The sequence below is a fragment of the Synechococcus sp. R5-12 genome (genome assembly GCF_047502655.1).
Lineage (GTDB): Bacteria > Cyanobacteriota > Cyanobacteriia > Thermostichales > Thermostichaceae > Thermostichus.
In genome coordinates this window covers 1-8,944 of the sequence record NZ_JANSIM010000024.1, presented here as the reverse complement: position 1 = coordinate 8,944, position 8,944 = coordinate 1, and the positions used below count along the sequence as shown (strand labels likewise).

At 59.5% G+C, this 8,944-nt stretch carries 6 protein-coding genes; 2 read left to right on the top strand and 4 right to left on the bottom strand.

All coding sequences use genetic code 11. The features are described from left to right. Positions 1-285: 285 nt before the first annotated feature. Positions 286-1,920: an ABC transporter substrate-binding protein gene (locus NW843_RS01935; RefSeq protein WP_414521957.1), complete on the top strand. Its 1,635-nt coding sequence runs from the start codon at positions 286-288 to the stop codon at positions 1,918-1,920. A gap of 111 nt (positions 1,921-2,031) precedes the next feature. Here NW843_RS01935 and NW843_RS01930 read toward each other — a convergent pair whose 3' ends face one another. Next, positions 2,032-4,197 (bottom strand): glycogen debranching N-terminal domain-containing protein, encoded by a 2,166-nt coding sequence (locus NW843_RS01930; RefSeq protein WP_414521956.1) that lies wholly within the window; start codon positions 4,195-4,197, stop codon positions 2,032-2,034. A 105-nt stretch (positions 4,198-4,302) separates the two neighbouring features. Next, complete coding sequence (locus NW843_RS01925) at positions 4,303-5,361, bottom strand: glycosyltransferase family 4 protein (protein WP_414521955.1); 1,059 nt, start codon at positions 5,359-5,361, stop codon at positions 4,303-4,305. A 256-nt stretch (positions 5,362-5,617) separates the two neighbouring features. Between NW843_RS01925 and NW843_RS01920 the strand changes: the two genes are divergently transcribed. Continuing rightward, on the top strand, positions 5,618-6,313 hold the full coding sequence (locus NW843_RS01920) for a hypothetical protein (protein ID WP_041436270.1): 696 nt from the start codon (positions 5,618-5,620) through the stop codon (positions 6,311-6,313). A 141-nt stretch (positions 6,314-6,454) separates the two neighbouring features. On the opposite strand, the gene NW843_RS01915 is transcribed toward NW843_RS01920, so the two are convergent. Both NW843_RS01915 and NW843_RS01910 read right to left on the bottom strand, forming a co-directional pair. Further along, entirely contained in the window at positions 6,455-7,756 is a 1,302-nt protein-coding gene (locus NW843_RS01915) for a class I SAM-dependent methyltransferase (RefSeq protein WP_414521954.1), read from the bottom strand. A 30-nt stretch (positions 7,757-7,786) separates the two neighbouring features. After that, the gene (locus NW843_RS01910; protein WP_414521953.1) at positions 7,787-8,899 is read right to left on the bottom strand and encodes a glycosyl transferase; all 1,113 of its coding nucleotides are present in this window, start codon (positions 8,897-8,899) and stop codon (positions 7,787-7,789) included. Positions 8,900-8,944 lie beyond the last annotated feature (45 nt).

The following is an 8,944-nucleotide window of genomic DNA, read 5'->3' as shown; positions in this document are numbered from 1 at the left end:
TTCAGTATAGTTGAGCTTATTATTGACTAGAGTCATGCTCCTCTAGGAGAAGGGCTGGGGGTGAGGGCCTCAGCAGCGCGGAGCGCTTGGGCCACAGGGCGCGGGATGCGGGCGAGCCGTCCCAAACTTGCTTGGAACAACGACTTGGCAAAAGAAATGGCGGGCCAAAACAACACCTCGGCAAACCGACTCAGGAGGAACCTTTTTGTCTCTCTACTAGGGATCCTCCTGCTCTGGCTTGGTGCCTGTGCTGCCCCTGCCCGCCCGCCCCATTTGATCGCCACAGTGACTTCAGATCCCAAAACCTTCAACACCTATTTGGCCGCCGAAAGCTCCAGCCGCGACGCCATCGCCTACCTGGAGGCGGGCTTGGTCACCTTGGATGAGGATACCCTCTTGCCCAAACCGGAGCTGGCGGAAGGCTGGGAAGTGTCTGAGGACAGCTTGCGCTATGTCTTTACCTTGCGGGAGGGGCTGCGCTGGTCGGATGGAGAGCCTCTGACAGCAGCAGATGTGGACTTTACCTTTAACCGCATCATCTTCAACGAGCGGATCCCGACTTCTGCGCGGGATGTGAAGCGAATTGGAGAAGCCGGAGCATTGCCTCAGGTGCGGGCGCTGGACGAGCGGCGGATTGAGTTCGTTTTGCCGGAGCCCTTCGCTCCCTTTCTGCTGCAGGCGGGATCCCCCATTTTGCCCAAGCACATCCTCGAGCCCACCGTCGAGCAGGTGGACAGCCAGGGCAACCCCCTTTTCTTGCAAACCTGGGGTATCGACACGCCGGTGCAGGAGTTGGTGGGGGCCGGCCCCTATATCTTGCAGGAATACACCCCCGGCCAGCGGCTGGTGTACCGGCCCAACCCCTATTACTGGAAAGGGGAAGGGATCCCGCGCATTGAACGGGTAATCCTGCGCATTGTGGACTCAGAGGACACCGCGCTGCTGCAGTTTCGCTCCGGCGAGACCGACGTGTTTTCGGTGCGGGGGAGAGATTTTCAGCTCTTGAAGCGGGAAGAAGAACGGGATCAGTTCACCATCTACAATCTCGGCCAGACATTGAACAACAATTTCTTTGCCTTCAACCTCAGCCGCGCCCGCGATCCCCAGACCGGGCGGCCCTTTGTGGATCCCGTCAAAAGCCGCTGGTTCAACGATTTGAACTTCCGCAGGGCGGTGGCCCATGCCATGAACCGGCAGTTTTACGTAGATAGCGTTCTGCAAGGGTTGGGCGAGATCCAGCACTCGGTTTTCTCCCCCGCCAGCCCTTTCTACCTCAGCCCCGAAGAGGGCTTGCCCACCTACGACTACAACCCTGAAAAAGCGCGGCAACTGCTCCTCGATGCCGGATACACCTATGATGCTGAGGGCCACCTGCGGGATTCCGAGGGCAACCGTGTCCGTTTCACCTTGCTCACCAACGCCGGCAACAATCAGCGGGAGGCCACCGGCGCGTTGATCAAAGCTGATCTGGAGCGGATCGGCATCACCGTTGATTTTACCCCCATCGCCTTCAACACCCTGGTGCAGCGCACCGATAGCCGCGACTGGGAAACCCTGCTGCTGGGCTTTGGTGGCGGCGGCACCGAGCCCAACAACGGCTCCAACATCTGGCGCAGCGACGGCCGTTTGCACCTCTTTAATCTGGGAGATTTGCCCGGCAACCCGGCAGAAGGGGTTGAGGTGAGCGATTGGGAACGGGAGATCGACCGCATCTTTATTGAAGGGGTGCGGGAACTGGAGTTTGAGAAGCGCAAAGCCCTCTACGACCGGTTTCAAATCATCATTCAGGAACAACTGCCCCAAATCGGCACTTTTAACCCCCTGGTTCTCTCAGCCCTGCGCAACCGCATTCAAGGGGTGGATCCCCGACCTATTCTGGGGCCCTTGTGGAATTTAGATCAGCTCTACATTCAAGAGTAGGGCTTCTGATGTGAGATGAGCCGTTTGAACCGTTGAGCTGTGTCCCTATCGCCACATTTGGCAGGTGAAACTCAGTTGTAGGTTGTGTTGTGGACGTCTTGGATTTTGCAATTATTTCACCGTCAATTCCACGTCCCCCACACTCCTGAGGACGGTGATCCCCACCCCTCCTGACTGCAGATAGAGACCGATGTCCAGGGATCCCTGGCCCACCTGCACATTCTCAAGAATGACATGGGGCAGCCACAGGGGCAGAGTGGGCTTGGTTAAATGTACCCGTTGAGCCAGCCCGTCGATCTCCAGCCCCAGACAAGCCTGCAGCAGCAAAAACACACTGGCCGCCGCCCAAGACTGGGGCAGACAGGCCACCGGATAAAGGGTGGGGCCCTCCCGCTGTCGACGACCAAAACCGCAAAACAGCTCCGGCAACCGCTTCAGCTCCAAAAACTGGCTGGCATCGAACAGCGCCGTCAAAACCCGCACCGCTTCGCCCTTGAAGCCATAGCGAGATAAGCCTGCGGCAATCAAGGCGTTGTCGTGGGGCCAGATGGAGCCGTTGTGGTAGGACATGGGGTTGTAGCGGCCCTCTCCCTCCGGCACCGTGCGGATCCCCCAGCCGCTGAAGAAAGCTGGCTCCAGCAGTTGCCGGGCAATGCGGGCGGCGTGCTCGGGATGGGCGATCCCCGAAAACAGACAGTGGCCCATGTTGGAGCTGCGCACCCGGCAGGGTTGCTTCTGGCCATCCAAAGCCAGGGCATAGCCCCCCAACTCTTCGCACCAGAAGTGATCCCAAAACTGCTGCTGCAGCTTTTCCGCTTGTTGTCGCAACTGGGCTGCTTGCTCTTGCCGCCCCAGCAGCTCGGCCATCTCTGCTGCCAACTGCTTAGCTTCGTAGGCATAGCCCTGCACCTCGCACAGGGCCAAGGGGGGTTCTGCCAGGGATCCGTCCGGGTAGAAGATGGCATCTTCAGAATCCTTCCAGCCTTGGTTGCGCAGGCCCCGGTGAGCTTTGCCCGCGTACTCCAGAAAGCCATCCCCATCGGGATCCCCGTAGGTGTCCATCCATCTCAGGGCTGCCTCGATATGGGGCCACAACTGCCGCAACAGCTCGAGATCGCCGCTGCGCTGCACATAGCGTCCTGCCAACACCACAAACAGAGGGGTGGAGTCAATGCTGCCGAAATAATTGCCAAAGGGGATCTCGCGGGTTTTGGCCATCTCGCTGCGCCGCTGCTCGTGCAGGATCTTGCCAGGCTCGGCATCGCGGCTGGGATCCACCTCCTGGGCCTGATGGGCCGCCAGATAGAGCAACACCCCTCGGGCCAAGTCCGGGAACCACCAAAGAGTAGCCAAGGCGGTGATCAGGGCATCTCGCCCGAAGACCGTGGTAAACCAGGGCACCCCCGCATAGGGATAAAGCCCGTAGGGAGTGCGGGTGAGCATCATCAGCAGGTCATCCCGCGAGGCGTTGAGCCAATCGTTAAACTGAGCATTGCCGGTGTCGATCCAGTGGGCTTGCGCCCGCAAGGAAGCCCTTTGCTCCCGCTCCGCCTGCAGAGCCTCCTGGTAGGTCAAAGGGGCAATCTCCTCCCCGCCGTAGCTGCAGATCACCCTCAGCTCCAAATCCCGTTCCTCCTGCGGGGCCAAAGGCACCCACCACTGCGCCAGCTTCTCCGACACTAGCTCCGGCGCCGGCAAAAATTGCAACTGGGTTTGCCGCTCCACTCCATCTAAGCCGCGGTAGCGAAGAACCACCCTCTCGGGGGTCACCTGGGCCGGCAGCACTTGACCCCGCTGGGCCCGTCGGATGCCCCGGATCTCAAAAATATCGGCAAAGTCTGCCTCAAAGCGCAGGGTAATCGGCACGCGAAACGGCTCCGAGCCGTAGTTGTGAATGCGAATGCGCTCGTAGGCAACGTTGTTCCACAAAAAAGTAGTCCGTAGAACATGCAGGGTATCTTGACCGATAAACTGCCCCTCTGAGGTGGTGAACTCCGGGTTGGTCAGATCCACCGCCAAAATATCTTTGTCTTCCCGCACCTCTGAGCTGAGCAGCAGGAACTGCTTTCCCTGCAAGTCCAACACCCAGCGGGACAAAAAGCGGGTGTCGTCCCGGAAGAGGCCATGATCCCGGATGCCGAGGGGGCGCATGTTCCCTCGCCGGTCAAAGATGGCAAAGCAGTTGTCATGCTTGAGAACATGAGAGCGTGCCTCCACCCAAGAGGCGCTGGCCCGGATGTAGTACTGATCTTGAATTTGGATGATGTCTTCTGCCATCTCGATCTCTTGTTTTCGATTCTCATGCAACCGAAAGAGAGAGGGAGCAAGGTTCAGCTCAGATGGCGGCGATAGTCGACACCGCTTTCCAAGGGCCCTAATAGGCTAGGCTGCCGTCCTCGAGGCCAGTTGCCGCTCGTTTACCAGTTGGTGGTAGAGAGCCTCATAGTCCGACACCATCCTCTCCACGCTAAACCGCTCCTCAAACACCTGCCGCACCCCGGCTCGGCTTAGGGATCCCACCTTCTCCACAGCCTCCACTGCTTCCTCCACCGAGTCGACAATAAAGCCGGAGCGCCTGTCGGCCATTACCTCGGGTACTGAGCCAAAACGGGTGGCAATTACCGGCGTGCCACAGGCCATCGCTTCAATCATCACCAGCCCAAAGGGCTCCGGCCAGCGGATGGGAAACAGCACCGCACAGGCCTTGCCCAAAAACTCGCTTTTCTCTTGGTCGGTGATTTCCCCTATGATCTCCACATTGGGGTGGCGACTGGCCAAAGGCTTAATTTCTAACTCGTAGTACTGGCGATCCACCGCATCGATCTTGATAGCAGCCTTCAGCGGCATCCCTGCCCGCGCCGCAATTTCAATAGCCGTGTCCAGCCCTTTTTCCGGGGAGACCCGGCCCAAAAAGGCCAGGTAGTCCCCCTTTTCTGGATAGAAACGGTGGAGATCCAGGGGCAAGCCGTGGTAGACCGTCCCCACCCAGCGGGCCTGGGGCAGCGGCAGCCGCTGGGCGTTGGAGATGGAGACCACCGGAATGTCCTGAAACTCGGTGTAGAGGGGCTGCAGCTCCGGAATGTCCAGTCGCCCGTGTAGGGTGGCCAAAAAAGAAACCTGCGGGTGGCGACGGGCCAGGGCATAGGGATAGTAGTCGATGTGGCCGTGGATAATGTCAAACTCGTCGGCCATCTGAAAGGCTTTCTCGACCATCAAAACATGAGGAGCCACTGTGTCGATGGCCGTGGGATCCAAACGCAAAGCCCGCTCCCGAAAGGGGATGAGGCGAGCCTGGGTTTGGGAGTCGCCGCTGGCAAACAACGTCACCTCATGCCCCCGCCGCACCAGCTCTTCGGTGAGCCAAGACACAACTCGCTCGGTGCCGCCGTAGAGCTTGGGGGGCACACTCTCATGCAAAGGGGCAATCTGAGCAATGCGCATAGCCATCCTCCACACCGAATCATCACTGCTTAACGAAAACTTCTGCTGGCGCTCCGCCGCCGACCCTTGGGATCCCCTGTTGAGGGCACGCCATTCCTGGCTAGACTGTTCCAGAGTGAGCAGGAAAGGAGTTCAGGCTGCCGCCACCTGCCGGAGAGTTGAAGAGGCTTGAATGAGAACCCCAGCCATCACTTGCTCTTGCCCGCCGCAGCTTAATTTTCCTCCTCAGCGCTGGCTGTGGAGTTGCTTGGGAGCCATGGCCATAACGGCTCTCACAGCTGTTGCCGCTTGGGCGCGGCCAGTGCTGGAAGTACGCATGACCCTGGGTTTGCCCATCAGCCCCAACTACTGGTACATGGTAGCTCTCAGCCGGGCCGGCAGCCCTGGCCCTACCGCCAACTTGGTGGATCCCAACGTCCGTGTGGGGCTCAACGAGTACACCTTTGTGCGGGACTGGGATTACCTCATTCGGGTTACCCCCCTCAACGAAGAGTCGGTCTTGCAAGCCACCATCCAGCGGTTTGGAGAGCCGGAACGAGAGTTTGCCGTCGGCTTTAACCAGGTACGGGTCAATCGCCTCACCCGCGACCGCGATACCCTCAACTTCCAGATCGATATATCCGAGCTGCAGGGCCTTGATGGGCGAGACCAAGATATCCAGGTGGCTCTGCTCACCGCCCGTGCCCCCTTCCGCGTAGCCCCTGAAGAGACCAATCTGGCCATTGATGCCACCCGGGGGGATCTGCCCAATTTCTATCGCCTCAGCCTGTCCAATCAGCGGCAGGTGGTTGTGGACGACCCCCAGCGACAGGAGACGGTGCGCCGCAGCCGCGAATTGATCCAACAAAGTGGCTCCGGGGCTGCCCTCACTCGCGACCTCATTGAGGGCGGGGCTTTGGAGATTTTGGCCGCCAACATCCTCACCTTCGAGCTGCGCCTGGTGGATCGCTAGAGAGGGATCCCTCCCCATCTGACATCTGCCCAAGACCGTTCTTGCAGCCCGGCAGAGCCTCAATCCCTCAATAGTCGTTCCAAGTTGCCGTGAACCGGCCCATTGGCTTCCCTCTACCCTTGGGAGAAAGGCTCGGGGATCTCAAGCGATTGGAAAAACTCCTTCTCCTGGAACGGGTGCAGGATCCAACATCACAAACAAAAACGACTCCAGCCCTGCCAGGTAGGTGAGCACTTCCTCCCGGGCCGCTTCCAGCTCTAACTTGTTGACCTGGGCCGCTTGCTCAATCAAGGCTTTCACTGCCGTTGGCCCCTGCAACAGGGATCCCAGCCAGGCCATCTGAGGGGCTGAGATGGTCAGGCGCCCATAGCTGGATCCCGGCCAATTCATAGCAAACTCCAGCTTTTTCTCGTGAGCTTTGGCAAAGTTTTGGCGAAATTCGACGTTGTCGGCCAGGATGGGGTTGAGCTGCACTCTGCCCCCCAGCCAATCGGCGTCGCTCCAGGGCAAGACCAAGGAAGAGCCGGGGTGTTCCGCCCAAAAGTCAATGAGGCGATGGTTGGGGTAGATCAGCTCATAAAAGTGATTTTGATCCGCAGGCGAGAGTTTGTCCAGCTCGGCTTGCAGCCAGGGGGGCATGGCCCTCTCTTTGAACAAAAGCGCCGGATCCCAGTCGGCATAGTCCACCAGACAAACCAGGCCCAGCTCAGCTTCCTCGAGCATGCGCATCAGGTCGGGGATCAGGAAGCCCTTGTCTCCTGGCAAGAGGTAGTTGGCCCGGATGTTGGTGTCGTCTTTGTAGATCTCAGGGTTCCAGCGCAGGGCTGCCCGCATTTCGTCCGAGGCCAAACTGGCCATGAATTCCCGTACCCGCTGACAGGCCTCAGGAGTGGGTAGATCAAACAGCCCCAGCAGCCGAAACGCCTCTTGTAGGCGAAAGATCACCTCCCGCTGGTAGGCGTGGTGCAGGTTGGCCCGCAGGATCCCGTCAGGTTTGAGAACCCGCTTGAGGGCTTTTAGCCCCGCCACCGGATCGTCCAGCAGATAGAGCACATCGTTAAGGCTGATGAAGTCAAATTCCAACCCCAACTGTTCGATATCCAACAGGTCGAGAACATACAACTCCACCTCTCCGAAACCGTGGTAGCGCAAGCGTCGCTCCGTCACCCGTACCGACTCTGCCGACAGGTCGCACACCACCAGCCGCGCCCCCGGATTGGCCTCCGCCAAGATCAACGTTTCCCAGCCCGAGCCGCAGCCAGCATTCAAAATGAGAGCGCCTTCGCTGGGCACAATGGCGCGGGTGCGGGCGTATTGGGCGGTGGTCAAACTTAGGCGGTACAACCCGTCAATGGCGTTGCGGCCCGAGGCCTCAATCGCCACATTGGGGTAGGGCAATTCTTCGTACAGTTGCCGCAGAGATTCTGTCGAGCTGCTGGCCATGGGATCCGCTGCAGGAAGCTGCCCTTTATGCTACCCGGCATCCCTTCCCCGCAGGAATGCCTCTAAGGCAGCAGCCAGGGTTTCATTCCCCTGCAGATCCAATCCATCCGGCCTCTGGGGTGGGTGGGCGGGATCCCGCAAAAAGTCCCAGGATCCTTGAAAAAACTCCTCTGGCGAGAGAATGCGATGCCAGCCATAGCGCCGCAAACCCTCAACCAGCAACGGTGACTCAGCAAACCCAGAGCGGGTAACACAGGCCATAGGTGTGCGGCTGCGCAGGGCCTCCGCCAAAGTGCCATAGCCCGGCTTGGACACCACCCAGCGGCAGAGGGGCATCACATCCACCGGTCGCCACACCCGCCCATCCAAAACCCGCAAGTTGGGCAAGGGGGGAGCTTCCGGATCAAAGGTGAGAAACTGCCAGTCGGGAAAATCTTGGAGCCGCTCGTAAGGAAACCCCCGTACCCCTAGCCCGCCAAAGGTGAACAAAGCCCTGGGTTGATCCGGGTGTAACCCCAACTGGGCGGCGACCTCTTCTGGTGGGTAGCGGGGATCCGATCCCGTCAGCCCCACCTCCTGCTGACGCGGAAAAGCGCTAGTGCTCCGCACCGCTGACGCGACCATGCTCTCGCTAAAGGGCAGGCGAAACAGAAGGTCACATTGCCTATAGAGCTCCCGAACCCAGGCCACAAACGGTTGAAACTCAGGGCCGTATTCTTGGTAGATGAAATCCCAGCCAAAATTACTGGCCATCCAGCAAGGGATCCCAGCAGCCTGGGCAATCGCCGCAGCAATGGGCGGCACATCCGCCAACACCAAAGGCACCCCCTGGGCTCGAATGAAATCCGCTTCTTCTCGAACAAGCTCCGCAGCGCTGGCTTTAAACGCCTTGAGGGCAGCCAACGTAGCCGGCAGATCCGCTTGCAGCCCATCCGGCTGCACCACCCCCACATCCAACGCCCGCGGCCGATGGAGAAACTTCCCCTCTACATAGCGCTCCAGGAGCCAGCGGGGAGCCGGCGTAACAAAGATGGGCAGAACATGGGGATCCCGCCGCAGCAAAGCATTCACGACCGCCGCCAGACGGGTAACGTGCCCAAACCCGTGAGCTGTTGCCGCCACATAGAGAGGAACGGGATTCATTGTGCTGATACATTCACGCTGAACTCTCCTGAACATGGTTCAGGA

What these genes read in the sequence shown, in the direction of transcription:
- NW843_RS01930 (WP_414521956.1), bottom strand. Translation starts at nt 4,197, where the DNA reads ATGGCAGAAGACATCATCCAAATTCAAGATCAGTACTACATCCGGGCC.
- NW843_RS01925 (WP_414521955.1), bottom strand. Translation starts at nt 5,361, where the DNA reads ATGCGCATTGCTCAGATTGCCCCTTTGCATGAGAGTGTGCCCCCCAAG.
- NW843_RS01920 (WP_041436270.1), top strand. Translation starts at nt 5,618, where the DNA reads ATGGCCATAACGGCTCTCACAGCTGTTGCCGCTTGGGCGCGGCCAGTG.
- NW843_RS01915 (WP_414521954.1), bottom strand. Translation starts at nt 7,756, where the DNA reads ATGGCCAGCAGCTCGACAGAATCTCTGCGGCAACTGTACGAAGAATTG.
- NW843_RS01910 (WP_414521953.1), bottom strand. Translation starts at nt 8,899, where the DNA reads ATGAATCCCGTTCCTCTCTATGTGGCGGCAACAGCTCACGGGTTTGGG.